The organism is Arthrobacter sp. A2-55 (assembly GCF_025548615.1).
Classification (GTDB): Bacteria; Actinomycetota; Actinomycetes; order Actinomycetales; family Micrococcaceae; genus Specibacter; species Specibacter silviterrae.
This window is the reverse complement of the sequence record NZ_JAJLOZ010000049.1, coordinates 1-25,820: the sequence shown is the minus strand read 5'-3', so window position 1 is coordinate 25,820 and position 25,820 is coordinate 1. Positions and strand designations below refer to the sequence as shown.

The window sequence follows — 25,820 nt, the reverse complement described above, 5'->3', positions numbered from 1 at the left end:
CCTGCTGGGGGCGCGCTTTGTCGTGAGGAAAAGTGCAATGAATGCTGGGCCGGGGGAGTGCCGCAGTATGGTGGGGGAATCACGGGAGACTTGGCTTGACGCCACTTTTCGGGGTGCGCAGGCGGTGGGCATTTGGCCCGCCCTGTGGGCTCCGGTGGAATTAAACGGGATCCTGGACGCAGCCGGGGAGCACCATCCGCATGGTGGTGCCCTTTCCGCGTGCGCTCTGTACCGTGATGGTGCCGCCGTGCTTGGTGACAATGGTCCGGGTGATCTGCAATCCCAGTCCCAGGCCGGGGATGGAGCGTTTGAGTGCCTGCTCTGCGCGGAAGAACTTGGTGAAGGCATCTGCCTGCTCGGCACTGCTCATGCCAATGCCGGTGTCCTGGACTTCGCAGAATAAGTCACTGCCGCCGGTTGTGCCAGTGCCGGCGCTGTTGCCGGCTGCATTGCCGGCCCAGGCACGCACCGTGACCGTGCCGCCGTCGGGCGAGTACTTGACCGCGTTCGAAACCAGGTTGTCCAGGGCCTGGCCGAAGCGGCCGGCGTCCACCAGGGCAGGGAGCGACCGCGGCGATTCAACCGTGAGCACCACGCCGTTCTTGTCTGCGGCCGGCCGCACCGAAGCCACGCTGTCCGCCACGATCCCGGCCACATCCGCCACGGTGGGGGAGATGGTCATGGAGTCGGAGGAGAGCAGGTCCGCCACCAGGTCATTGAGGCGCTCGGCGTTGCGCTCCGCCACGCCCAGGTACTTCACTACGTGCGCCGGCAGCAGTTCCGGTTCATCCAGGGCCAGGCCCAGGTAGCCCTGGATGGAGGTCAGCGGGGTGCGGAATTCGTGGGACACATTGGCCACGAAGTCGTCCTTGGCGGCCAGGGCGGCCACCATTTCCGTCACGTCGTGGAAGGCGATGACGGCGCCGGCATTGCCGCCGTCGTTGGTGGTGATGGGCCGGGCCGTGGTGGAGACCGCCCGGGCAGAATCGCCCTGGCCAATCCACACCTGGTAGTTGGTGAACGACTCGCCCTGGACGGCCCGGCGCACGGGGCGGGCCTCGGCACTCAAGGGGGTAACGGCGTCGGGCGCGAAAACCAGCAGGTCCTTCTCCGGCGGGTCAACCATGCCCCGCGGCACGGCCAGGGCGTGCAAGGTTTCCTGGGTGGAGTTGATGAGCTGGTCGTGGCCGTCCCCGTCCACCACCACCAGCCCCACGGCCACGGTGTCCACCACGGCGGCCAGCAGCTGCTCGCGGTGCCGGCTCTGCTCCAGGGCCTCCCGCAGCTGGATGTCCTTCTCCTGCAGGGCCACGCGCTGGCGGTCCATGTTGGCGGTAATGATCACCACGGTGGCGGAAAACCCGGCCATCATGAAGGGGAACAGCAGCGGCTTGCCCAGCTGGTCCGGCGTGGCCTCCGTGCCGGCCAGGAACACGGGTGTCCAGACCATCAGGAGGGTGGCCACGGTGCTGCCGGCAATGGCCGTGCGCCGGGCCAGGCCCGCCGCGGAAATCCAGAACACCGGGAAGAGCACCAGCAGCCCGGCCGACGTGGCGTACTGCAGGCCGCCCTCCCGTGAGAAGCCGATCGCCACAAAATCCAGGTACGGGATGGCGAGGAACGCGGCCGGCGGAAGCCTGTCCCAAGGCACTGCCAGGCACACCACGAAGATGGCAGCATGCAGCCACATGCCAATGGTGAACGCCAGGTTGCCGTACGCCTGCGGGTATAGCATCGCCGCATGGGCCAGCATCAACGCCACGGTCAGGGTGAGCGGTGCCTGGGTGAGGACCACGCGGGTGCGCAGCGACCTGTCGTAGAAATGGCGGCGGATCAAGGTGTCGGCGGTTCGGGTCACTTAATGTCCATTGGTGTTAGGCACTGGGTCAACGGTATTGATGATGTCATACTGTGGTTACGCCCGCGCGAGCGTGCGTCCGGCGGCCAGTTGCCTGGGGGTGGCTGGCTGCCGGCTCAAATTTCTAAGGTAGTGCTGCTATGTTGCGGGTTTTGTCGGTCTCGAGTTTGGCGGGGGAGTAATGGATAGTCCACGGGGAGCGGTGGTCATTGAGGACGACCAGGACATCCGGGAGCTGATCAACGTGGTCCTGAACCAGTCCGGCTTCGACGTCCACGCTGTGGACAGCGGCGTGGACGGGGTGGAGGCCGTGCGGCGGCACAACCCCGCCGTGGTCACCCTCGATTTGGGCCTGCCGGACATTGACGGCTTTGAGGTGGCCCGCCGGATCCGGCTCTTCAGCGACTGCTACATCATTATGCTCACCGCCCGCGGCGACGAGCTGGACACCCTGCTGGGCCTGGAAACCGGTGCCGACGACTATTTGACGAAACCCTTCCGGCCCCGCGAACTGCGGGCCCGCGTGGGCGCCATGCTGCGCCGGCCGCGGGTGGGTATTGCTAGTGGCTCGGCGGGTTCGGCTGGTTCGGGGGGTTCGGCAGGTTCGGCGGGTTCGGCTGCGGAGGATTTCGACAGGCTCAATCACCGGGTGCCGGCGTCGGGGGATGTCGACAGCGCCACTCGCCGGGTGCCGCCGTCGGACGTTGAAGGGCAAGGCGACCGCCCCGGCAGTCTGGGGCACAGCGGGCTGGTGCTCGACGGCGCCGCGCGCACGGCCGAGCTGGACGGTGCCGAGCTGGAGCTCACCCGGACCGAATTTGACCTGCTGGCGGCCATGCTGGAGAGCGGCAGCCTGGTGCGCACCAAGGCCGAGCTGGTGCGCCGGCTGCGCGGGGACGGGTACCACGGTGGCGCATATGTGAACGATTCCGACGAGCGCACCATTGAGGTCCACATGGCCAACCTGCGGCGGAAGCTGGGCGACGACCCGCGCTCGCCGCGTTGGATCAAGACCGTGCGCGGGGTGGGTTACAAGCTGGTTGTTTAGCCGTTACCGGCCCGGGGAGGGCGTGCATTGGCGGCCATGGCCGCGGCAGCGGTAGACCTGCCCGGCCTGCAGCGGGATGCCGGCGAAGAGCTGGGGCACGGTCACCAGGTAGTAGCCGGCGTTTTGCAGCCTCGAGATCACCTCGCCCTGGTGGTCCACCGTGGTGGCGTGGATGTCGTGTTCCAGGATGACGGCCCCAGGGGAGACCAGGCGCATGATGGTCGGGATGTATTTGGCGGGGTCGCGGGAGAGCCAGTCGAGGGAATCGACCGACCACAGGATGATGGGCAGCCCCACGTTCTGCTGGACCATCGCGTCCACCCCGCCGTACGGTGCCCGCATCAGCGTGGGCTCCGCTCCCGTGGCAGCCTTGATGGCGCTGTTGGTCCACTGCATTTGACTGACGACGGCGGCCGGGCTGAGCCTGCGCAGGTCCGGATGGTTCCAGCTGTGGTTGCCCACGGTGAAGCCGGCGTCGTGCTCGGCCCTGGCGATCTGCGGGCTGTAGCTCACGGCACCGCCGACGGCGAAGAACGTGGCACCCGCCCCTGCCTGCTCAAGCATCTTCAAAAGGCGGGGCGTGGTTGCCTGGGAGGGGCCGTCGTCGTACGTCAGGGCAGCGCACGGGACGATGTCGCAATTGATGTGGCGGAGTTGTTTCGGGGCCGGGGCCGGCGGTTTCCAGGGCTCATCGGCTTCATCCTGGGCGTGGTGGCCCAGGGTGGAGAGCCAGGGACGGACCGCGGCCGCGGGGATTCTCAGGGTGCCCATGGCGCCGTGCGCGGGGCCCGCAGGCATGGTCAGGTTTCCTGCCGCGTCAAAGGCCAGGTCCGTCAGTGGCACGGGCGCCGTGGTGTCCGCACCGCGCAGGGACCGGATCAGGGCGGCGAGCTCGCCGCGGTGCGCCGGTGCCACGAGCACTTCCGAGGGGACAGTGGTGCCCGTGCCGGAGTCATAGACCATTGTTGTTTCGGCGGTGGTTCCGGGGCCGTGCGGGGTAATCCGCATGCGCCCGACCAAATAATGCCCACCCGTGTGCACGATGGTCCCCTGGACGGTCAGCTTTGCCTTGTCCTGGCGGGCGGTTTCCACAGCGGGTTGGTAGCGGGCGCCGGTGTGCTTGTCCAGGGCGGCCAGCAGCTGGCGGTCGACGTCGGCGTTGAAGCTTGTTGCCCCGTCGAGGTAGGCCCACGAGCCCTCCGCCGTCGGCGATTGCAGTTTCATGGGATAGGCTCCGGCGACGGCGGACACGTCCCGTTCGCCCTGCATCGGCACCAGCCAGGAGCCGGGCGCGGCCAGCTGTGCTTTGGTGGTTTCCGGGGTGGTGGAGGGGGAGCAGGCGGCCATGGAGAGGGCCACTGCTGCGGCTGCCGCCAGGGCGCAGGCGCGCCGCAGGGATCCCGAGGCTGAAGGTGTACGGCGGCGCATGGTGCTCCAGGCTCGAAAGGGACTATATGGGAAATTATTTCACGATTCGGTGAATGGAAAGCGCTGATCCGATTTACGCCGGACCGCCTGGTCCCGGTGGCGCAAGCATGGACCCGGACAATATTTAGAATTAGTATTACTAACATGAAACAGCGTTACGTGATGTCGGTCCGCGCCGACGCATTCAGGCAGACGGGGGAGCGCATCCTGGCGGCGGCCTACGCCCGCTTCAAGGTGGCATTGTTTGATGAGGTCACGCTTGACCAAATCGCAGCCGACGCGGATGTGACCGTCCAGACCGTCATCCGGCGCTTTGGCTCCAAGGCGGAGATCGTGGCTGAACTCACCCGGATCCAGGAAGCCCAGGTGGACGCGCATCGCCGGGATGCGCCCGTGGGCGACCTGGCCGGTGCGGTGGCAAACTTGCTCGAGTACTACGAAGCGGAGGGTGACCTGATGATGCACCTGCTCCGGCAAGAGAACCGGGTCCCCGCCTTTGCCGACATTGCCGAGCACGGGCGGAAAGTCCATGTCGAGTGGTGCGCCCGCGTGTTTGCTTCCGGTCTCGAAGCGCGCTCGGGGGTGGCCCGCAAACGCCTGGCCGCACAGCTCGTTGCAATCTGCGACCTCTACACCTGGCATCTGCTGCGTCGCCAGCAGCGCCTCTCCCAGCGCCAGACCAAACTGGCACTCATGGAGCTCTTGGAAGGAACGCTCTCATGAAGGTCCTCGTCTACACCGCCCCCTCACGCGGCCACCTGTTCCCCACCATTCCGGTACTACTTGAGCTGCAGCGACGGGGCCATGAGGTGGTCATTCGAACCATTGCGGCCGAGGTGGCCGGGCTGCGCGAACTCGGATTCAAGGCCGACCCTGTGGATCCGGCCATCGACACCATACAGATGGCCGACTATAAGGAACACAACCCGCTGGCCTCACTGAAGGCCGGTGTTGCGAACTTCATCGCCCGCGGGGAGCTCCAAGTGCCCGAGGTGCAGCGCGCCATTCGGGCGGAGCGGCCTGACTTGCTCATCGTGGACGTGCTCTGCTGGGGCGCGGCCGCGGTCGCTGAAACTTCCGGCCTTCCCTGGGCATCGATCCAGCACTCACCCACACCTCTGCCCGCTCCCGATATACCCCCGTTCGGGCCGGGCCTGCGGCCGATGGCGGGACCGCTTGGCAGGCTTCGCAACCGATTGCTCATGCCCTTGACCTTGGGCATGCTTGAGCGTGTCGCCCTGCCCGGCACGAATGTGCTTCGGGCCAGAGCCGGGGCAACGCCCCTGCGGGACGCCGTTGACATGTTTACCCGCCCGCCGCTGACTCTTTACTTCACGTCCCGGGCGCTGGAATATCCCCGCACCCAATGGCCGGAATCGTTCTTCTTCACCGGCCCGCTGTGCTGGGATCCGGCCCGCGAGGCGCCAACCTGGCTCGACCGCCTGACCCGGCCGGTGGTGCTGGTCACCACATCTTCGGAATTTCAGGACGACGGCGTGCTGGTCAGAAATGCTCTCGAAGGGTTGGCCGGGGAAGACCTCGATGTGGTCGCCACGATGCCTGCTGGCCTCGAGGACTTCACCGTGCCGGACAACGCCCACCTTGTCGAGTTCGCGCCCCACTCCCTGCTATTGCCACGAGCAGTTGTTGCGGTGACCCACGGCGGTTTCGGGGTCACCCAAAAGGCGCTTGCCGCCGGAGTGCCCGTCGTCGTCGTGCCCTTTGGCCGGGACCAAGCCGAGGTGGGGCGCAGGGTCGAGGCCAGCGGCGCTGGGCTGATGCTTTCCCCGAAGCGGCTCTCGCCAGACCGGCTGCGTGCCGCCGTCGTCCATGCCATAACGCTGAAGGCGGCAGCTGCGGCGCTGGCCTCAAGGATGGAGGCGGAGGGCGGTGCGTCCCTGGCCGTGGATCGGCTGGAGGCCCTCAAGGACCTGTCAGCCGTTGCTGGATAACGATGATCCCGGCCTCCATGCCACGCATGGTGATCACGGCTCCATGCCGGTGGTGCAACGCCTGACGCCGGGTCACTCCGTGACGTTCACCTGAATGGCCCGCTCATCCAGCGAAGTGGCTTCCCAGGACCGCTTGAGGACAAAGCGCAGTTCCACCGTTCCGGGCCGTGCGGCCAGGAAGTGGAAGGTGTGCGTTCCGGTGGCCGGCACTGCGGCGGAATTGCCCGCCGGGGTGAAGGAATCGCTGAGGAATTCCACGCCGGCAGGCACGCCGGCCACGGACCATTGGTAGCCCGTGGCCGGCGTGGCCTGGAAGTCCACGGTGAACATGTCACCGGCGTTGACTTCGATCACTGCGCACCTGCGTTCATGCGTACCACTTGTGGTACATGGCCGAGTCAGTGCCCTCGACGAAGCAGTCGAGGCGGCCGGATGCCCAGGAGGAGGCGCCCGTGCCGGAGGACAGCAGCCCGCCCAGGTTTTCCTCCCCGCTCCAAGCCCCGTCCCACCACCGGTGCATCATGGCGAATCCGGCACCGGGGTAGAACATGTCGATCCTGTTCGCCCCCCAGGAGACGGCGGACAGGTCCCCGCCAACGTAGCCGCCCAGCGCCTCCCAGCCGGACCAGCCGGCACCGGCCCAGTACTGGTGGTACAGCTGGCTGTCGGTGCCCTTGACGAAGGTGTCGAGCCGGTTGGCGCCCCACGACGCCACGGCCGGGGCCGAATCACAGACCCCGCCCAGGGACTCACACCCGCCCCAGTGGCTGCCGTCCCACCACAGGTGCCACATGGCCGAGTCCATGCCGCGGGCAAAGACGTCGATCCTGTTGGGGCCCCAGGACACGGCGGTGGGGTCGGAGGACAACATGCCGCCCAGGGCCTCCCAACCGGACCAGCCGCCGTCGAACCACTTGTGGTACAGCTGGTGGTCCGTGCCGACCACAAACATGTCCAGCCGCCCGGCGGCCCAGGAACAGATGGCCGGTCCGCTCTGGCAGTCTCCGCCCAGGGACTCCCAGCCGTTCCAGTTGTTGCCGTCCCACCAGCGGTGCCAGACGGCGGAATCGGTGCCGCGGGCCACGGCGTCGATCCTGTTCGCGCCCCAGGAGACCGCGCTGGGCTTGGAGGTGATGATCCCGCCCAGGGACTCCCAGCCGCTCCAGCCGTGCGTGGCGGGAACGGTGACGCCGCCGGCCGTGGAGAAGCCGTACACGTCAAAGTTGCACTGGCCGTAGGCGATCTTGAAGAAGCCGGCCATGCCCCAGCCGGTGCCCCAGGAGTTCTTGGCGATCCAGCACTGTTCCGACTCCGAATAGCCGATGACTTCCACGCAGTGGCCGCCGACGGCGTTCCCGCTCACGTGGTGGTAGACGCCGGTGGAGTAGCTGTAGAAATCGTCGTACACGTCAAAGGATGCCGCGCAGGGACCAGTGGTGTCCAGGTAGGTCTTGCGGGCGTTGATGTCACCGATCAAGCCGTGGCGGGAGATGGTGACCTGGCTGGCGGGCCGGTTGGGTGTGGGGCGCACGTACGGCTTCCACAGCGAGGTGGCCGGATCGATCACGGGCGGGTTGTCGAAGGCGCTCATGTAGGTGAGCGCGGCGTCGGTGACCTGGCCGCGGGCCTGCAGCTGTGCCATGCAGGCGTCCGAATTCCAGCCGGCGCACGACGGGCCGTGGTTTGAATTGAAATGCGAGTCCGCCTCGGAAAGGTCGAAGAGCTGGCCCAATTCGATCGAGGCCATGGACTCCACCACGCCCGTGCACGCAAATGACACGCACGAACCGCAATACTTTTGATCCTCGACGGGGGTCACGTGGTTGCCGTTCTTGTTCCGCCAGTCAACCTCCGGCGAGAAGGCTCCGGCGGGTGGCGGTGCTGCGGCCTGCGGTCCTGCCTCGCGCAGGGCCACGTCCGCGGGGGAGAAGATCACGCCCAGAAGGGCCTTCTTGCCCTCGTCGCCCAACAGCGACTGGGGCGTGATGCGCGGGCTCCAGCGAGCCTTTGCTTCGGTGAGGGATGCCGTTAAGTCATGGATGTCCAAAGTTGCCATGGTGATGCGCTCCTATGCCCATGCGGACCGCCGCGGACTGCTGCTGCCTGTGCCGTGGCCTGCCGGCGTGGCAGGCGTCTGTGGCCTGCCGGCGTGGCAGGCCCCTGTGGGAAATTCCCGTGGGAAGTTCCCCTAGCAGGCTCCCGTGGCAGGCCGCATGCCTGCGTGGTTCCAAAATGGAGAATTGGTGGGTAGGGCCGGCCCAGCACCGCCCCATCGAGGCCCCGTATCTCCCCCGGAGGCCTTGCCCGCGCGCAAAACATATAACTATAACGAAATCAATGGTAGATCCGTCGATGTTGGGTGCATACGCTACCGACGGGTTTTCCTTGCCGGTAACTTCAGTTTTCGAGATCCCGGGATTCGGCCATGTTCAGATTCCGTCGATCGAGCCTGTCGAGATTCCGTCGATCGAGCCCGTCGAGCCTGTCGGGATCCCGTCGATCGAGCCTGTCAAGATCCCGGGATTCGGCCGTGTTCAAATTTATTTTTGCGTTGCTCCCTCCACAGGCAGACCTAGCGGGAAGGTAGTACACATATTCGAAATATGGCCTGTTTTTGTCGGTGGTGACCCGTAGTGTTGGAGACATGGAAGCGACGACACGGACGCCGGGGAACCCCGGATCCACAAGGGATGGCGGGGGCGTTGGCGGGCATGTCCGCCGACTGATCGCCCTTGCCGAAGCCCTGACCCGTGCCGCCACTGCGAATGCCGGCCCGAACGCATTCGATGCGACTGATGGCACCCCCGTCGCAGGCGAATCCGGTCCGTCAACTCGGGCCGATCAGGATGCGGGCTCCGACGCGCGGAACGCCGGCCCGGTCGCCCCGCTCGGGATGGACGTCGATTCCCTCAGCGACGCGGAAGCCGTGTCCTGGGCCCAGGAACTGGAACACCTAGGCTCCTTCCTTTCCGCCCTGCAGGTTCAGGTGGCCGGAAACCTGGCCGGACGGGTGCGTGCCGGGCGCTTTGACGGCGTCAAGGCCCCCATGAACTTGTTGAGCACCTCGCTGCGGGTGAGCCGGGGCGAGGCGGGGCGGCGCCTGCGCCTGGCGGACCAATTCCTGCCCGTGCGCAACGACCTGACACTTGTCACCACACCCCCGGCCCAGGCAACCACCGCGGCCGCCTTCTTCTCGGGGCAACTCTCCGCGGAACAGGCACTGACAGCCTCCCGGTTTATTGAGGAGGCCCGCCACCTCGCGGACGGCGGACGGATAACCGAGGACGAAGCGGTCGCCGTGGAGGCCACCCTCACAGGCCATGCGCGAACCATGGACCCGGAGTCCCTCACCAAAGTGGGGGTGCGGATCGTCAACGTCCTGGACCCTGACGGGCACCAGCCCACCGAGGGAGAACTGATCGCCAAGGAGGGCATCGTCTTCCGCCAGGCCCGGCGGGGATTGATCCACTTCGAGGGCTGGACCACGGTGCCCAAGTACGAAGTCATGATGGTCGCCATCGACTCCACCATGAACCCCCGCCCCCACACCGACGTCAATGACATCGAAGCCACTATCGGAACAGCTAGCGGCCTCGGCGCCGACAAGTGGGCCAAGGCCGGCCCCGGAACCGGCGGGAACGGTGGCGTCCTGGACGGTGTTCTCCCCGGACAAACCAGCCTCGGCGAGCTCCTGGACCTCGCAGAATCGGCCACACCGACCACTCTTGCGCAGCAGGACGGCTCCGGAAGTGCCGGAAACCCAGACAGGCCAGTATCGGAGGAACCGTGGCCGCACGTGATTGACGGGGTGCGCGTTCCCGGGCCCGGCTCGGGGGAGGAACTGCCTTGCCTGAACCCGATCGACCCCGCCAACACCAATCCTGTGGTGGTGGATCGGCGCACCCGTGCCCAACGCCTCCTGGACGGCATGATCGACTGCATCCGCCTGGCCGCCCGCACCAGCAAGCTGCCCGCGAACGGCGGGCTGAAACCCCAACTGTTCATCACCACCACCGAAGAAGACCTCCAGCGAAAAACCAAGGACGGACGTCCGGGTGGAATCGCCTTCCTTCCCTACAGCGGGCCCCAGCCCCTGGGCCTGTTCAGCACCGAACTCTGCGACGCCGACGTGACCACCTTGCTCCTGGGCAATGGTCAGGAGATCCTCAACGTCGGCCGCACCCAACGCTTCTTCACCAAGGCCCAACGCAAAATCCTCATCGCCCGCGACAAAGGCTGTTCCTTTCCCCACTGCACCCGCCCCGCCTATTGGTGCGACGCGCACCATGTAAATCCCTGGGTGGACGGCGGCGAGACCAATGTCGATGTCGGATGCCTGCTCTGCGTCGAGCACCACCATGCCGTCCACCAAGGGCACTGGAGCGTCGAAATGATACTCGGCACGCCCTGGTACACGCCCAGCTACAAACTCGATCCAACCAGGACCAAACTCCGCAACAACTACCACCACGGCCTCCCCGACACGCGAAGTCAGACTTCATGACACCCTCATGCCCGAATCCTGAAGGCCCGTGGGTCTCGACGGCCTTGACCGGCTCGAACGACACGACCGGCTCGACCGACCCGACCGGCTCGACCGCGGGGAGTCTTGTCGGTCTTGTCAGTCTCGGCGCGCCCGACCGCCGGGGACAAGCGGGACCGAGGGGACCGGCGTCGTGCTTGGCTGGAATCCATGGGACGCAAGGAACCCCGGCACCTGTGTGGCGCCGGGGTTCCTTTCCTGCTATTTCATGCGACCGTGCAGTTCATGCCCTAGTGGGCTGCGGGCCGGCGGTTGCGCCATACGGCTCCCGCACCGACCACCAGGAACATGATTGCCAGCGAGATGCTCCAGCCCGAGTCGAAGCCCGTGGAGGCCAGGGGTGCGGGAGGTGCAGGCGGTGCCGGTGGATCCACTGCCACGGGGCAGGCGACCTTGTTGAAGGTTGCCAGGAAGGTGGCGGTTCCGTTGGCCTGGGCGGTCCATCCAGCGGTGGCTGCGAGCTTGTAGCCGTCAGCCGGGACCGCCGTAACCGTGGCGGACTTGCCGGTGGCCGGCGTCCCCGCTGTGGTGTACGTGATGCCCTTGGTGGTGGCCAGCGCCAGGGTTGGCGTGCTCACCGTGCCGTTGGTGCACACTGCCTGGGTGACGGTTGGCGCGGACGGTGTTGCCGCGACTACGCAATCCACTGTGTCGAAGTGGATCTCGTAGCTGGCCGTTCCGTCCCCGTTCAGCATCCAGCCGTTTCCTTCAGTGAGGCTGTAGCCTTCCGCCGGCGTGGCCGTGACCCTGACGGTCTCGCCCTGGGCTGCCGTTCCCTCGGTGCTGTAGGTGATGCCGTCCGAATTGGCCGGCACGGTCAGCTCCGGGGTGGTTGCTGTTCCGGGGCCGGTGCAGACTGCCTGATTTGCCGTTGGTGCCTCCGGTGTTCCCGGGACGATGCAGTCCGGGGTGCTGAACTCCACCTGGTACGTTGCACTGCCGTTTTCCTGGGCCGTCCATCCTTCGGCGGCGGCCAGCTTGTAGCCGTCGTTCGGGGTGGCGGTCACGGCGACGACAGCGCCTGTTGCAGTGTCAACGTCCTGGGAGTAGGTGATCCCTTCCGTTTCCGCGAAGGCCAGCTCCGGGGTGCTCGCCGTTCCGGGCCCGGTGCACACGGTCTGGGTGACGGTTGGCGCCTTGGGCGTTGCCGGGACGATGCAGTCCGGGGTGCTGAACTCCACCTGGTAGCTGGCCGTTCCGTCCTCATGGAGGGTCCAGCCGTCGCTTGCGCTGATGCTGTAACCAAACTCCGGCGTGGCGGTGATAGTGACCGTGGTGCCTGCGGTTGCAGGTCCCGAGGTGGTGTACGTAATGCCGTCGGTGTTGGCAGGCACCGTCAATTCCGCTGCGCTTGCCATGCCCGGCCCGGTGCAAACCGCCTGGGTGGCGGTTGGCGTGCCCGGGGTGCCCGGGACGATGCAATCAGGTGCTGCAGCGAAGGTGACGGTGTAGGTGGCTGTGCCGTTTTCCTGCACAGTCCAGCCGTCGGACGCGTTCAGCTTGTGGCCAAACGTGGGGGTCGCCGTGACGACCACGGTGGCGCCTGCCGCCGTCGCAACATTCTGGGAGTACATGATCCCATCCGTTGTGGCGAGGGTGAGCGTCGGCGGGGTTGTCACTCCGGGTCCGGCACATACCGCCTGGGTGGCGGCCGGTGCGGCCGGGGTTGCTCCGACAATGCAGTCCAGCGTCTTGAAGGTGAACGTGTAGCTGGCCGTGCCGTCCTCATTGAGCATCCAGCCGTTGCCGGCGGTGATGCTGTAGCCAAACGCCGGGGTGGCGATGACGTGGACGGTGTTGCCTTCGGCTACGGTGCCATTGGTGCTGTAGGTGATGGTGTCGGTGTTGGCCGGCACTGTCAGTGTTGGCGTGGATGCCGCTCCGGGGCCCGTGCAGACCGCCTGGGTGGCGGTTGGTGTGCCCGGGGTGGCGGGGATGATGCAGTCAGGTGCGGCGCTGAACTTTATTGTGAAACTTGCTGTGCCGTCCTGGTTGAGTGTCCAGCCGTCAGCGGAGTTCAGCTTGTATCCGGAGTCCGGGGTGGCAGTCACCGTGACGGTGTTGCCTGCCCCGACCACTCCGGTGGTGGAGTAGCTGATTCCCTTGACTGCTGTCCAGGTGATGGTGGGCGTGCTGGCCATTCCCGGCCCGGTGCAAACCGCCTGGGTGACGGTTGGCGCAGCGGGGGTTGCCCCCACGATGCAGTCTGGGGTGCCGAAGGTGGCCGTGTAGGTGGCGGTGCCGTCTTCGTTGAGCATCCATCCGTTGCCGGCTGTGATGCTGTGGCCGAAGGTCGGTGTCGCGATGACGTGGACGGTGTTGCCTGCTGCGACGGTGCCGTCAGTGGTGTAGGTGATGCTGTCGGAGTTTCCCGGCACCTTCAACGCTGGTGTGCTTGCCGTTCCCGGTCCGGTGCAAACCGCCTGGGTGACGGTCGGCGTGCCAGGAGTTGCCGGGACGATGCAGTCAGGTGCTGCGTCGAAAGTGACCACGAAGGTGGCCGTTCCGTCTGCCTGCATGGTCCAGCCGTTTGCGGAGTTCAGCTTGTGGCCAAAGGTCGGGGTGGCCGTGACCACCACCGTGGCGCCTGCGGCCGTGGCAACGTTCTGGGAGTACATGATCCCGTTGGTTTCCGCGTACGTAAGCGATGCCGGGGTTGTCACTCCGGGGCCCGCACAAACTGCCTGGGTGATCACCGGTGGAGCCGGTGTGGCACCCTCAATGCAGTCCAGCGTATTGAAGTTCACCGTGAACGTTGCCGTGCCGTCTTCGTTGAGCATCCAGCCGTTGCCGGCGGTGATGCTGTGGCCAAAGGTCGGTGTGGCGGTGACATGGACCGTGGCGCCCTGTGCTGCTGCTCCGTCAGCGCTATAGGTGATGGCGGCGGTGTTGGCCGGCAGGCCCAGCGTTGGTGTGGTGGCCGTCCCCGGCCCCGTGCACTGAGCCTGGGTGACCGTCGGCGTTCCCGGGGTGGCCGGGACGATGCAGTCAGGGGTGCCGAAGATCGCCGTGAAGGTGGCTGTGCCGTCCTTGTTAAGCAGCCATCCGTTGCCGGGCGTGATGCTGTGCCCGAAGGTGGGTGTGGCCGTGATAAGCACCGTGGCACCTTGTGCTGCTGTCCCGTTGGCACTGTAGGTGATGGCGTCGGTGTTGGTCGGCACACCCAGCGTTGGCGTGGTGGACGTTCCAGGACCGGTGCAGACAGCCTGGGTGACTGTCGGCGTTCCCGGGGTGGCCAGGACGATGCAGTCAGGTGCGGCTGCCAGGCTGACCGTGAAGGTCGCTGTCCCGTCGTTGTTCAGCGTCCAGCCGTCTGAGGCGTTCAGCTTGTAACCGAACGCCGGCGTGGCAGTCACTGTGACTGTGTTGCCGGCGGCCACCACTCCCGTGTTGGAGTAGCTGATGCCCTTGACCGCGGTCCACTCGATGGTGGGCGTGCTGGCCGTTCCGGGGCCGGTGCAGACTGCCTGGGTGACAGTTGGCGGCAACGGGCTGGCCCCGACGATGCAGTCCGGGGTGGTGAATTCGACGGTGAAGGTGTAACTTGCTGCGCCGTCGGTTTGCGGTGTCCAGCCGGGAGCTGTGGTCAGCTTGTATCCGGGCTTGGGTGTTGCCGTGACGGTCACGGTCTGGCCCTGGGCGATGGTGCCGGTTACCACGTAGTCAATCCCGGTGGTGGTCGCCGCCTTCAGGGTGGGGGTGGTTGCCGTTCCCGGGCCGGTGCACACTGCCTGGACCACTGTCGGGGCAACCGGGGTTGCCGGGATGATGCAGTCCGGGGTGGTGAATTCGACGGTGAAGGTGTAGCTTGCTGCGCCGTCGGTTTGCGGTGTCCAGCCGGGAGCTGTGGTGAGCTTGTAGCCGGTCTTTGGGGTTGCCGTGACGGTCACGGTCTGGCCCTGGGCGATGGTGCCGGTTACCACGTAGTTAATGCCGGTGGTGGTGGCCGGGTCAATGGTGGGGGTGGTTGCCGTTCCGGGGCCGGTGCACACTGCCTGGACCACTGTCGGGGCAACCGGGGTTGCCGAGACGATGCAGTCCGGGGTGGTGAAGGTTACCGTGAAGGTTGCCGTGCCGTTCGCGTTGAGCGTCCAGCCATCGGATGCCCCCAGCTTGTAGTTGGCCTTCGGGGTGGCCGTCACGGTGACGGTGTTGCCCAGGGCCACGGTGCCGGTTTGAACATAGCCAATGCCTTCGGTTGTGGGCAGGGTCAGGGATGGTGCATTTGAGATGCCTGGCCCGGTACATTGTGCCTGGGCCACGGTTGGTGCGGCCGGCGGGACCTCGGTCACGCAGTCCGGCAGTGCGAATACGACGACAAAGCTTGCCGTCCCATCCGCGTTCGGGACCCAGCCAGGCGACAGAGTCAGCGTGAACACTTCTGGCGGGGTGGGCGAGGCGATGACTGTGACCGTGTTGCCTGCAGCCACCACGCCAACCAGCCTGTAGGTGATCCCTGTGGTGGCAGGCAATTGCAGCGACGGATCAGTGAAGGTTCCGGGACCGGTACATTGGGCCTGGACCACAATTGGTGCGGCTGGCGTTGCCGGGACCGGCGTATTGCAGCCGTTGTTGTAGATGGCCTGGCCAATGGCGTCCCAGTTCTGGCCGTCAGCCCGGTACGCGTTGGGCGGGTAGATGTCTCCCCACGAGCCATTGAGCGTGTTCGGGAAGATCGGTCCCACGTGGTCACCGTGGCCGGCCTTGAAGGATTCGAGGCTGGTGGATATGCCGTACTTGTACGGGTTTGAGTAGCTGCCTGTTGCGTGGCAGAACGTGATGTCGTCACCGGAGGCGGCTGCGGCCGGGCCCACTGCCAGACCGACGAGACCTGCAAACGTCATGGCTAGGGCAGCCATCACAGCCAAGAGCTGGGACAGCCACTTCCGCCTCGGAACACCACCTCCCAACCGGTGCAATGACTTTCTGGACTTCCCTAACATGATTCCCCATTTCTTGTTTCTTCTTCGTTACCTTTGCCAACGAGACCCGTTGATTTCATGCTCTTTTTTCAAGGCATGTTTAACGTGAATGAGCGCCTCTTCATCACGTGCATAATCGGTGGAATTCCACGGTGATGGGGGCGCATTGTGAACGGCCGGCGAGCATTGCTCCAGCTAGCCAATTCCACATTCTTGGTACGAGTAACAATTGCTTCTCCGCCCCAGCCTCAGATCAGTACTGCAAGGCTAGGTTCGTGATATTAATCACTGCTAGCGTGATGGTCACTCGTGTTTTCCCAGGAAACACTCGGGTAGCACATTTCCGTACTTGGATCAGTCACCCATTCGGGGCGGCTTCGAGGCGGCTTCGGGGCGGCGATGTCAGACAAAACAATGTGGCCCGGACATTCCCTTGAAGGGGAATGTCCGGGCCACATTTGTGCAATATCAGTCCGTGGCGGACCTTTGTGGTCCGCTCACTTTCCAGCAGTTGGTGCCGTTAGTGCTTGCCGGCAGTCCGGCGGGTGCGCCACACGGCGACTCCACCAAGACCCAGGAGCAAGGCGCCCAGGGCCAGGAAGAATCCGGAGTTCGCACCTGTCTCAGCCAGGCCCGTGGGCTGAACGGCTGAGGTGGTGGCTGCCGGGTCACTTGTTGCGGGCGCAGCCGGCGTGGTGGTGGTGGCCGGAGGTGTGGTCACCACGACAGCCGGGCAGGCCACCTTGTCGAAGGCAACAGTAAAGGTGGCCGTGCCATCTTCATTCAGGTTCCAGCCATCGGCAGCCACCAGTTGGGTGTTGTCGGTTGTGACGGTGGCAGTAACGATTGCGGTGCCGCGGTTGGCGACGTTGCCGGTGGTCTGGTACTCGACGCCGTCAATGGCAACCGGGGTTACTGACGGCGTGGAGGGCACGCCATCCGTGCAGAGGGCCTGGGCTACGGCCGGAGCTGTCAGCAGAATGTCGACTGGAGTCGGAGGGGTGGAGTTGCATTCCACGGTTTCAAAGGTGACGGTGAACGTTGCCGTACCGTCTTCCTTCAGGACCCAGCCATTGCCGGCTGTAAGTGCAGTAAAGGGCTCGGTGGCCGCAGCTGTCACGGTGGCAGTGCCGCGGTTGGCGACGTCGCCGGAGGTCTGGTACGTGACGCCTTCGATGGCAACCGGGGTTACCGACGGGGCGGACAGCACGCTGTCCGTGCAGACGGCCTGGACGACTGCCGGCGCGGCGAGTGAAATGTCTGTTGTGCCAGGAATCCGGCAGCCGTTGTTGTAAATAGCTTGGCCTTCAGCGGTCCAGTTCATCCCGGCGTACTGGTCGCCGTTATTGCCAATGGGCGGGATGATGTCGCCCCAGCCCGAGGTCATGCCGGCGGCGAACACCGGGCCGGTGTGGCCAGAATGACCAGGCTCGTTGAGTATCGAGGCAACGTCCACAGTGATTGGCTTGGGCCCGTATGGGTTGTTCACCGCCGACGTGGCGTGGCAAATGGTGACTTCGTAGTCCGAGCCCGGCGTGGCATTTGCGGGTGCAGCGGCCAGAGCGCCAAGGCTTGCAAAGCCAAGGGCAAGGATGGCCGCCGACGACAGGAGGGTCGACCGGAGTTTGCGCGGAGGCGATGACTTCCCCGCATTGGTTTGAACGTGCTCTGGCTTGTTATGCATTAGTTCCCCAACTTTCCAAAGTATTTTCAGGTGATGCTTCAGTGGCCAGGTAATTCAACAAATGAATTCCCCCGGCCGTCAGAATTATGCTCTTTATGGCATGGGAATGCCTGGCGAAATATTAATCTTGGGCAGCGTTGAATGAAGCGATGTCCAAATTCTTTGGCTCGCCTTATAAATGCCCGCAACAATGTAGAGCCGTCGCTAGGTGCGGCAATAGAAGACTATGATCGGAAGATTTTTAAAACAAGGGTGGAAACCACCCGTCTTTATTGGCAATGTCACTTGATTTCGGCGTCCCGGTCACTCGATTAACGCGTCGTCAACACTCGACTTCCGGAATTCATCACTCGCTTTTTGAGGAGAATGCTTTCATGAATTGCTAATTGGTTTTGGGCATGGCAAAGGAAGGCCACCCGCGTGGCCTTCCTTAACTATTGGTCAGGGCTAATGCAGCCAGACGAAAATTATCACTACCGCAACGATGGCGGAGAGAACGCCCAGCGACACGTACCTCCCCGTGTGGCTGCGCTGTTCGAACCTGTTCCTTGCATACCTGGCGCTCATATGACGGCCTACCCCTCTTTCGGTCATCGACTTCAGAACCGAGCCTACGGTGGGCCGTCAAGGGATCGATAGGGTGGCTGCCACTCGTCTTTGGCATGCCACCACTCCAAGCAGCGGATTCGTTACTTGTCGGCCTGGCCTGATCGGTGAGAGATGCACCTTAGTTGGTGGGTGTGGGGACGGGCAAAGCGGACGATGTCTGGGCTTTGGACGTCCAGACATCGGGGCCGAAGGGCACCAGCCCGGGCTGCGCGGCGTACCCCAGGTGCGGCAGGCTGAACAGGTTTTCAATGGACCGCAGCAGCGAGTAGTCGTTGTACGGGATGGTGCTGGTGGATCCTGCCTTCACGAAAGGTGAGAGCACCAGTGCGCCAATGCGCCCACCGCCGGCACCATTTCCTTGAGCCTGGAGCAGTGCGGAATTCGGCCCGCCCGGGTGCGGCACGTTGGGGCCGGAAGGCTCCTGGCAGCAGGCGCGGGAATCGTTCTTCGCCTCGTCCGCCAGGATGATGATCATGCTGTTCTTGTATGCGGGCGATGCCTGGATCAGGGGGATCCAGGTGGACAGCCAGCTGTCGGGGGTCCGGGGGGCGGGGCATTCATTGTGGCCGTCGTCGCACAGGCTGGGAGAAATGAAGGCGAAGTTTGGTGTGGTCGCGGCAGTCTTCAGGTCAGTGGTGAGCTGGTCGAGCGGCTTGACATTGGCGGCGCAGGCCGGTGTGTCGCGCACCGCCGAGAAGTAGATGAAAGGATTGTGGCGGGCTGCGTAGTTGTCCCCGGGCACGGAGTTTTGGGTCAGGTCCGACTTGTCCGGGCCAAGGCTGGGAATGCCGCAGCTGGCTTGTTCACGGTAGGGTGCCGCGCCCATGTCCTGCATGTAGCCCTTCCACGTCAGGTTGTTGTCCGTGAGCTGGTTGGCGAGGGTGGGGACGGATTTCGGGAAGACGCAGCCGTGCTTTGACGTGACCTGGCCGTCCGCAGCCGGCTGGGCATCCGTCATGTCCGTGTATTTGGTGCAGTCGCCCTGGATGTCCTTGGTGGGTGAGGTGCCGCCCAGAATGGCCAGGTAGTTGCCCAGGCTCCAGTGGGCCACCCCGTAGAACTGGTTTAGGAGCACGCCCTCGGGACGCAGGGTGTTGGCCAGGTAGGGGTAGATGGGCTTGGGACCGTAAGCGCTGTCATAGGAGACGTTTTCCAGCATGATGACGAAAACATGGCTGACGGCCGACGGCGGGGTGGGGTCCGGAATGTGGGTGGTGGCGCCGGGCGAGCCCGCCTGACCAGAAGAGCAGGCCCCGAGGAACACGGTGGACAGCACTGCAGCGATGGCAGCAGCCTTGGACCAGGGCGACTTGGTCCACCGTGCCCTGGACCACGGTGACTTGGTCCACCACGGCTTGGCCACGGGTGATTGGGACTGGTGAGCCTCGGACTGGTGAGCCCTGGACCGCCGGTCGCTGCGGGCCGGTAGATTAGCTGGCAACATGGCGGGCCACCCTTCCTGTGCTGCGCAAGGACTTTCCAACGCTGTGCCAAAATTTGACTGTGCTGGTCCAGGATTTTGGCGTGACGTGCCCGCTGGACGCTGCGCCGTGCCCGCTCGACGCCGTTCCGTGCCCGCTGGACGCTGCGCCGTGCCCCCGGGACGCTGCGCCGTGGCCATATTTCTCCGCGTTCTGTCCGTAGAGGAACTGCTGCCAGGTGATGTGGGGCAGCCGCGGCAGTCCGAGCAGCACCAAGGTCAGCCCGGCCACCGCCCACACGCCTGCGGACGGATTCCAAAGGTGTCCATAGACCATGCCGGTGGCCACCAGCAGCGATGTGCCGAGGCTGAGGCTGATGGCCAGGGCAATGTGGAAAGCAGCACCCAGGGCCAGCCTGGACCGGCGGCTGGGGCTAGCCCGCCAGAACCACAGCGCCGCCGCCCCGCCCGGGCCAGTCAACAGCAACGCCCCCACCACTGCCGCCCGCAGTGCCGGCGGTCCCGCCAGGGCCAGGGGTAGTGAAGCGATAGCCAACACGGCTAGGGCCAGATCCGGGAGATTCTTGGGGATTCGCATTGGTTGCTCCGTTGATGTGGATGAGGATTCCGGAAGTGTTGTGCACCAGGACTCGCCAGCCATCGCGCTGCTGGCATGTGTCAACAAAGTGCTGGACGGCACCGGGCGGGCCGATTCCCAGCATCTCTGCGGAGTCGATTTGGCTTTGCGTGACCAGCAGGTAGGCCCCGGACTTTGCCGCCAGCTCTTCCACAAAGGAACAGGCCAGCTCCGGGGCGTCGGCCTGTGGCTTGCCGGGCAGCAGAGTGCGGTACTTGTAGGTGGCGTACTTGACGCTGCGCCACGGGGTGTCGTGGACGGCTTCAATCACCACGGCGCCGTTGGGGGCCGCATGGTCAAGCTGGCTGACCAGCGCCAATTCGCCCTGCGAGAAGGTCTCCAGGGCGTCATTGCCATACCGGGTCACCATGGTTGTCCCCGCCAGCGCCAGCCCGACGACGGCGACCAGCACCGTGCGCCACACCCTGGGCCTGCGCCCTCCTGCTGGCAGCAGCAGGGTGGCCAGCAGGGGGGCGGAAAACGGCAGGCTGTACAGGTACACCCTCATCAGCAGTTCACCGCCGTACGGCTGCAGTGGCAGAAGCAGCAGGGGTATGCCGACCGCTGCCGAGGCGGCCAGCCAGGGGCGGTGCCGGTGGGCCAGCAGCCATGCTCCGGTGCCAGCCGCCAGCCACATGAACGCCGACTCTGCAATGCGGGACGCGACAACAAAGAGGTGTCCAGGGTCGCCTGAAACGCGCTTCGTCACGGCTATGGTCTGGCTCACGTTGCCCACGGATCCGAACAAGGTGTCCATGTGGCCCACCAGGTAGGGGGTGGCAACAAAAACCAGCCATACAACAGGGATTGCAATGGCCAGCGCCGACACCAGGCGCAGCCGCAGCTGGCCAATTGCCACGAGCCCCAGCAGCACCGCCGCCACGGCAAAGGGCGTCAGCTGGTGGGCCGCTGTCATGGCCACCAGCATCACAATGCAGCAGGAAATGAGCATGGCCGAAACGGGTCGGGACAGGCCTGGTGCCGGATACACCTTCGGATCCATCCAGTCCACCACGCGGCGCCACTTGCTTGCCGTCCCCTTCCAGGCCCGCCCACCATAGGCGGCGAGGACCGCCGCCAGTACCGTCAGCCCCACGATGTATGCGTAGGCCTGCGGGGCGAGGTAGTCCTGTCCCACCCAGCTGGTCAGGTAAAACAGCCAAACCCCCGCCCACGTGGCGCGCCAGTGCCCGGTCACGCGCCGGGCGATGGCCAGCAGCACCGGCAGCAGGAGCAGGTTGACGACCGGGGGCGCCCACGTGGCCAGCGGCATCAGCGACGGGAGTCCCGTGGCTTTTGAAAACATGGCCAGCAGGGCAAAGAACCCCGGCCAGGAAAAGTAGGCATCCAGTTTGGTGTCCAGCTGGCCGTCGGCGCCGATGTAGGCGGTGATCCCGAGGTGCCGGTAGCTGGCCTCCAGCCGGGGGGTTCCGTGGATCATCGGGTCCAGGCCATGCAGCAGGAAGATCAACACCACCAGTTGCACCACCAGCACCCACACGTGCTGCCGGCGCCGGGCCAGTGACAGCGCCACGCCGGCCACGGCCGCAGCCACGGCGGGGAAGTACTCAGGAGGCAGCGCCGTGATGACGCCCAGGGAGCCGATTTTGCCGACGTCGGCGTGCAGCGCGCCCCACACACCCATTGCCAGTGCCGCTGCCGCCAGCAAGGCCAAGGACGACGACGCCGCACCCTCGCCGCGCACCATCCTGTGGCGCATCCTGCTCTCCACCCGCTCGACGGCGTCCGTCAGGCGGACGCGTGCGTCCACATAATGGGAATACTGCCTGCGCCAGGCCGCGCGCAGGCCGGGCACCTTGGGCAGCTCCGTGTCATGGTCAGAGGTGTACGTGTGGCGCTGGTCGCTGTGGCGCAGCAGTTGTTCCTGCGCAAGGGCGTCCCGATGGTCCAGGCGGAGGGCGCGCCGGAGATTGCCCGGGCGGTCGCCCTGCAGCTTGGGGTGGACGTCCCGCGCAGGTGAGGGAAGGATCTGGGACGCCTGGTACTTGGATGCGGGGGCCTGGGACGCCTGGTCCTGGAATGTCAGGTTCCTGGATGTCAGCTTCCTGGACGTGGGGGCTTTGGACGGGGAGGCTTTGGACGCGGAGGCTTTGGACCCGGGGGACTGGGGTGCCTGGGCCTTGGAGGTCAGCACGCTCAGCCGCCACGCCGCTAGCCCCGCCGCGACCACCTGGCCGGCCAGCCATACAAGCGAAACCCCCTCCAGCCCGCGCTGCGAGGCCAGCGCGGCGGCGGGAACCACGGCAATCAACGCCGCCACCACGGCTACGGCCGTGGCCTCCGCCAGCCGGTTCCGCGCCCGGCACAGGCCGTAATACACCTGCGTCACGCAGCCCACCAGCAGCGCCGGGGCCATGATCAGCAGCAGGGGCCACCCCTGCTCGTACACCGGGCCCAGCAGCTTCAGCAGGACGGGCCCCGCCACGACCAGCACCACGGCGGAGCCCGCCGTCAGCGCCACACTCAGCAGCAGTGCCTTGCGCACCAAGGCCCTCACCGGATTCGCCCAGCTGGCCGGGGCGGGCCAGGCCACGGAGCCGGGACCGCCGGCGGCTGGCCAGGCTGCGGGGCCGGGCCCGCCGGGGGCTGGCCGCGGAACGCCCTGCTGCGATACGCCCAGTCTCGAAGCGCCCTGCTGCGGGACACTCGGTCTTGGAGCGCCCTGCTGCGGAACACTCTGCCGCGACACGCCCTGCTGCGGGACACCCAGTCTCGGAGCGCCCTGCCCGGCAAGCTTGGCTTGGAGCGAATAGCCGGCCGACTGGGGCACAAAAAACACTGCCGTGGACAGCATCCAGACCATGTACCAGGACGCCGTGGCCGTGGCTGAAACGGCGGCTGTGACCACCAGCGGCAGCAGGTAACCCGGTGCCCTGTCCGAGAGCATCAGCGCGTGGTTGGGCAGGCCGTGCCGCAGCAGCAGCTTCGCCTCGGGCGCGCCAAAACGCGTGGGCCGCAAGCCGCGGCGCCACTGCTGGACCAGGCCCAGCACCACGCTGGCCAGCGCTCCCGCGGCCACGGAAGTAAGGAGCGTCAGCACGCCGTCGTTCTTCGCCAGCAGGCCCAGGCCCAGCGCGCCAAGCTGGACCAGGCCCTGCACCAGGCTGCGGGACAGTGCATGGTGGGAGCTGGACTGCGCCACCGCGATGTGGTCCAGCTGGTAGGCAACAGTGGCCAGCACGGCGGCCACCAGGAAGGCGGCCACCACGGCCGGGCTGTCCCACGCGGCGCCGGTCACCCCGCCCAGGGCCCGCGTGACCAGCACCACCGCCACGCCCACCACCACGGAGGTGACCACCACGGCAGCCAGCGAGGCGCTGAGAAGGCGGCGGCCGGCGTCGTGCTGGCCGGGGAGGAGGGAGACGGTGGCCGGGCCCACGCCAAGGAGCGCGAGCTGGACGGACAGCAGCACTGCGGAAACCAGGGCCGAGCCCAGCCCCAGTCGCGCCGGGGAGAGCGATAATGCGGCCAGCGCCCAGAAGACGAAGCCCACCACCATGGGCGCCACGCGGGCGGCTGCCAGCGAAAGCGTGTTGGCCCCCATGGACTCGCTTTGGACCTGGCCGGGGTGGAGCCGGTCCAGCAGCTCGCGGCCAGTCATGGGTGGGCCCGGGTGCCGTGCATCCACTCCGAGACCATCGACCGGTAGTTGTAGCCCAGGAATCCCGCCCAGTACGGAAGGTAGCGCGGGGCCAGGACCAGGGACAGGCCCGCCCCGCGGATGGTGGCCAGCAGCGGCAGCGCCACCATCCAGCCGGCGCGTGAGGGATGCTTGGCGGCCGTCCGGGCCAGGCCCGCTCCGTCCTGCTCCCACTGGTCGCGGGCCGTGTCGAAGCCGCCGCTGAAACGGTGCCCCACGATGGTCTTGCGTGAGACGCCCAGCCGGGCGCCCGCGTGCTGCAGCCGAATGCGCAGCTCCACGTCCTCGCCGGAACGGAACGATTCGTCAAAGCCCAGCTGGAGCAGCACGTCGCGGCGCATCAGTGTGGCGCACACGCAGAACCATTCACGCACGCGGCTGTGGTTGTGGTGCCAGGCAAGTGCCTGGGCCCAGTATTCCTCCTCGTCGGGGCGGCTGGCGAGGCCAAACTGCAGGCCGTCGTAGTGGCCTGCTGTGAACTCGTCCAGGAGGGCTTTCAGGGAGCCTGCGGGGAGGAGGACGTCTGCATCGATGAGGGCCAGCGTGTCCTGCGTGGCTGCGCGGGCACCCATCATGCGGGCAGCTGGGAGGCCGCGTCCGCCGTCGGAAATCACATGGGCCCCGGCGTTGGTGGCCAGCTCTACGGTGTTGTCCGTGGAGCAGCCGTCCACCACGATGATCTCCGCCGGGTGCTGCGCCGCGACGCTGGCCAGGCATTCGGCCAGCCAGCGCGCGGCATTGCGGGCAGGGACCACCACGGAGACGGGGAGTTCCCCGTCTGCCGCGGTGGTGCCCTGCGGGGTCTCGCTGGTTGTCACGGCACTGCCTTGATGATCACGTCGTCGATGTTGATGGATGCCGGCTGCGGGTAGTGCTCCGAGCCCATCATCACCGAGGTGGTGCTGGTGGCCGAGGTGTTGACGGTCGGTGAGTTGTACACCTGCACGCCGTCCAGCCAGACCTGGATGGTTGTGGTTGGGCCCGCAGCTGCCACACGCATCTGCACGTGGTGCCAGGCACTGAGCGAAATGGACGCCGTGGTCAGCTGTGCGTAGATATCCGTGCCAGCGGGGGACAGGACCCGCAGCCACAGCTGCCCGGTGGAGTTGTACCGGTAGATGTCCGCAAACCGGGTGGAGCCGGTCCAGAAGCGGAAGTACGGCACGTCATTGCCCACCGGCCCGATGGCCGTGATGTTGAACCAGCCGTCCGCGTATACGTCCGTGGACGCGGCGGGGATGGCGTGGGACAGGTTCGCCCGCGACAGGTTGTTCGTGGTGGTGACCAGGCTGGCCGCGCTCAGTCCCGTATGGACGGTTGTTTGCTGGACGGTGGCTGTTGCGTCGCCTCCCAATTGGAGTGTCCACTTGTTGAGGTTTCCGCACTCAAAGCCGTCCGCCACCACCGTTGTTCCGGGGAATGAATTGGTGGGCAGGACTGCCGCAGCGCAGTTGGCAACGGGCTGGGCCTTGATGATTACATTGTCCAGGTAGAGGTCACCCTGCTGGCCGGCAAATTCATTGCCCGTTGCCACAGAGGTGATGTCGCCGATGCGGCCGTTGACGGTGCTGCTGGAGAATACACTGGTTCCGTCCAGCCAGACCTGCACGGTGGTTGCCGCCCCGTTGGGCAGCACGTGCATCTGGAGGTGGTGCCAGCGCCACAGGCTGACGGGGGTGCCGGTCAGCTTGGTGCGTGTCCAGACGTTGGTGGGCGAAAGCGTTTCAAGCCACAGGCTGCCGTCGGCAACGTTGCGGTAGATGGCGGCAACACGGGTGGTGCCGCTATAGAAGCGGAAGTACGAGTTTGCGCCTCCTTGAGTCGACAGTCCCGCGACGTCAAGGTAGCCGTCTGCGTAGACGTCCCCGAGGCCGGCCGGAATGGTTTTGGTCAGGGTCGCGATGGAGCCGGCCGCCGTGCTTGCGTGCAGGTGCGTGGAGCAGGCGCCGGTGACGGCTGCGGTGTTGACGACGGCGGCTGTTCCGTCACCGCCGGTGTTGACGGCCCAGTTGCTGAGGACTCCGGATTCAAAGTTGTCGGCAACCACGGTGGTTCCGG

At 65.9% G+C, this 25,820-nt stretch carries 15 protein-coding genes; 4 read left to right on the top strand and 11 right to left on the bottom strand.

The features are described from left to right. Positions 1-160 precede the first annotated feature (160 nt). Entirely contained in the window at positions 161-1,858 is a 1,698-nt protein-coding gene (locus tag LPN03_RS13745; protein WP_262454649.1) for a sensor histidine kinase, read from the bottom strand. A gap of 181 nt (positions 1,859-2,039) precedes the next feature. Between LPN03_RS13745 and LPN03_RS13740 the strand changes: the two genes are divergently transcribed. Beyond that, positions 2,040-2,906: a response regulator transcription factor gene (locus LPN03_RS13740; RefSeq protein WP_262454648.1), complete on the top strand. Its 867-nt coding sequence runs from the start codon at positions 2,040-2,042 to the stop codon at positions 2,904-2,906. A 3-nt stretch (positions 2,907-2,909) separates the two neighbouring features. Here LPN03_RS13740 and LPN03_RS13735 read toward each other — a convergent pair whose 3' ends face one another. Next, complete coding sequence (locus LPN03_RS13735; protein WP_262454647.1) at positions 2,910-4,334, bottom strand: polysaccharide deacetylase family protein; 1,425 nt, start codon at positions 4,332-4,334, stop codon at positions 2,910-2,912. A 144-nt stretch (positions 4,335-4,478) separates the two neighbouring features. Here LPN03_RS13735 and LPN03_RS13730 point away from each other — a divergent pair, with 144 nt between their 5' ends. Continuing rightward, on the top strand, positions 4,479-5,057 hold the full coding sequence (locus LPN03_RS13730) for a TetR/AcrR family transcriptional regulator (RefSeq protein ID WP_262454646.1): 579 nt from the start codon (positions 4,479-4,481) through the stop codon (positions 5,055-5,057). Further along, complete coding sequence (locus LPN03_RS13725) at positions 5,054-6,286, top strand: glycosyltransferase (RefSeq protein ID WP_262454645.1); 1,233 nt, start codon at positions 5,054-5,056, stop codon at positions 6,284-6,286. The genes LPN03_RS13730 and LPN03_RS13725 overlap by 4 nt, the downstream gene beginning before the upstream one ends. A gap of 72 nt (positions 6,287-6,358) precedes the next feature. Here the strand turns inward: LPN03_RS13725 and LPN03_RS13720 are convergent, their stop codons facing one another. Beyond that, complete coding sequence (locus LPN03_RS13720; RefSeq protein ID WP_262454644.1) at positions 6,359-6,640, bottom strand: protease inhibitor I42 family protein; 282 nt, start codon at positions 6,638-6,640, stop codon at positions 6,359-6,361. Positions 6,641-6,653: 13 nt separating this feature from the next. Continuing rightward, entirely contained in the window at positions 6,654-8,342 is a 1,689-nt protein-coding gene (locus tag LPN03_RS13715) for a C1 family peptidase (RefSeq protein ID WP_262454643.1), read from the bottom strand. A 588-nt stretch (positions 8,343-8,930) separates the two neighbouring features. Between LPN03_RS13715 and LPN03_RS13710 the strand changes: the two genes are divergently transcribed. Further along, a complete protein-coding gene (locus LPN03_RS13710) occupies positions 8,931-10,790 on the top strand; it encodes an HNH endonuclease signature motif containing protein (RefSeq protein WP_262454642.1) in 1,860 nt (619 codons plus the stop codon). Positions 10,791-11,059: 269 nt separating this feature from the next. Here the strand turns inward: LPN03_RS13710 and LPN03_RS13705 are convergent, their stop codons facing one another. The 7 genes from LPN03_RS13705 to LPN03_RS13675 form a co-directional block, all read right to left on the bottom strand. Beyond that, positions 11,060-15,673 (bottom strand): beta strand repeat-containing protein, encoded by a 4,614-nt coding sequence (locus LPN03_RS13705; protein ID WP_262454641.1) that lies wholly within the window; start codon positions 15,671-15,673, stop codon positions 11,060-11,062. A 598-nt stretch (positions 15,674-16,271) separates the two neighbouring features. Continuing rightward, complete coding sequence (locus tag LPN03_RS13700; protein ID WP_262454640.1) at positions 16,272-17,435, bottom strand: LPXTG cell wall anchor domain-containing protein; 1,164 nt, start codon at positions 17,433-17,435, stop codon at positions 16,272-16,274. Between the two features lie 727 nt (positions 17,436-18,162). Beyond that, positions 18,163-19,407, bottom strand: a complete 1,245-nt coding sequence (locus tag LPN03_RS13695) for an alkaline phosphatase family protein (protein WP_262454639.1) — start codon at positions 19,405-19,407, stop codon at positions 18,163-18,165. 67 nt (positions 19,408-19,474) lie between these two features. Then, positions 19,475-19,951: a hypothetical protein gene (locus LPN03_RS13690; RefSeq protein ID WP_262454638.1), complete on the bottom strand. Its 477-nt coding sequence runs from the start codon at positions 19,949-19,951 to the stop codon at positions 19,475-19,477. Continuing rightward, positions 19,899-23,723 (bottom strand): hypothetical protein, encoded by a 3,825-nt coding sequence (locus LPN03_RS13685; protein WP_262454637.1) that lies wholly within the window; start codon positions 23,721-23,723, stop codon positions 19,899-19,901. Before LPN03_RS13685 ends, LPN03_RS13690 begins: the two co-directional genes overlap by 53 nt. Further along, positions 23,720-24,580 carry a glycosyltransferase family 2 protein gene (locus LPN03_RS13680; protein WP_262454636.1) on the bottom strand — a complete coding sequence of 287 codons (861 nt, stop codon included), beginning with the start codon at positions 24,578-24,580 and terminating at the stop codon, positions 23,720-23,722. The genes LPN03_RS13685 and LPN03_RS13680 overlap by 4 nt, the downstream gene beginning before the upstream one ends. Next, positions 24,577-25,820, bottom strand: a 1,244-nt coding sequence (locus LPN03_RS13675) for a hypothetical protein (protein WP_262454635.1), incomplete at its 5' end; no start/stop codon positions are given. The genes LPN03_RS13680 and LPN03_RS13675, both read right to left, overlap by 4 nt.

Bases quoted from the DNA above. Each gene is read 5' to 3' on its own strand.
- LPN03_RS13725 (WP_262454645.1), top strand. From the start codon at position 5,054: ATGAAGGTCCTCGTCTACACCGCCCCCTCACGCGGCCACCTGTTCCCC.
- LPN03_RS13740 (WP_262454648.1), top strand. From the start codon at position 2,040: ATGGATAGTCCACGGGGAGCGGTGGTCATTGAGGACGACCAGGACATC.
- LPN03_RS13700 (WP_262454640.1), bottom strand. From the start codon at position 17,435: ATGCATAACAAGCCAGAGCACGTTCAAACCAATGCGGGGAAGTCATCG.
- LPN03_RS13730 (WP_262454646.1), top strand. From the start codon at position 4,479: ATGAAACAGCGTTACGTGATGTCGGTCCGCGCCGACGCATTCAGGCAG.
- LPN03_RS13705 (WP_262454641.1), bottom strand. From the start codon at position 15,673: ATGACGTTTGCAGGTCTCGTCGGTCTGGCAGTGGGCCCGGCCGCAGCC.
- LPN03_RS13710 (WP_262454642.1), top strand. From the start codon at position 8,931: ATGGAAGCGACGACACGGACGCCGGGGAACCCCGGATCCACAAGGGAT.
- LPN03_RS13735 (WP_262454647.1), bottom strand. From the start codon at position 4,334: ATGCGCCGCCGTACACCTTCAGCCTCGGGATCCCTGCGGCGCGCCTGC.
- LPN03_RS13715 (WP_262454643.1), bottom strand. From the start codon at position 8,342: ATGGCAACTTTGGACATCCATGACTTAACGGCATCCCTCACCGAAGCA.
- LPN03_RS13685 (WP_262454637.1), bottom strand. From the start codon at position 23,723: ATGACTGGCCGCGAGCTGCTGGACCGGCTCCACCCCGGCCAGGTCCAA.